Consider the following 382-nt stretch of genomic DNA (forward strand, 5'->3'; position numbering starts at 1 on the left):
GGATGATGCTGTAGCCGCCGGGATCCAGGGTGATCCGCCCCGTGGTCCAGGTGCTGCGCGGGCCGCAGACGTTTGGGAATTCACGGTCGATCGCCGCGAGCAGGCGCACCGCCGAGAGCCCCGCATCCCGGCGCTCGGCCATGGTGGTGCCGCCGGCATGGTCCTGGTTGCCGTCGAACACGATCCGGAATTGCCAGATCGCCACGATGCCGCTGACCACGCCGAGATGCAGGCCGGCGGATTCGAGTTGCGTCCCCTGCTCGATATGCAATTCCAGGAAGCCCCGGTAGCGGGCCGGGTCGATCCGCAGCCGCGGCAATCCGGCGAGCCCGGCGGCTTCGAGGGCCGCGCGGAGCGGCGTGCCGTCGGTGCGGTTGTAGGC

At 70.4% G+C, this 382-nt stretch carries 1 pseudogene; it reads right to left on the minus strand.

Annotated features, from left to right (window positions below):
* Nucleotides 1-382: pseudogene (locus JZ792_RS43840) on the minus strand (hypothetical protein); the annotation flags it as partial.

Source organism: Nocardia noduli (assembly GCF_019038455.1).
GTDB lineage: Bacteria > Actinomycetota > Actinomycetes > Mycobacteriales > Mycobacteriaceae > Nocardia > Nocardia noduli.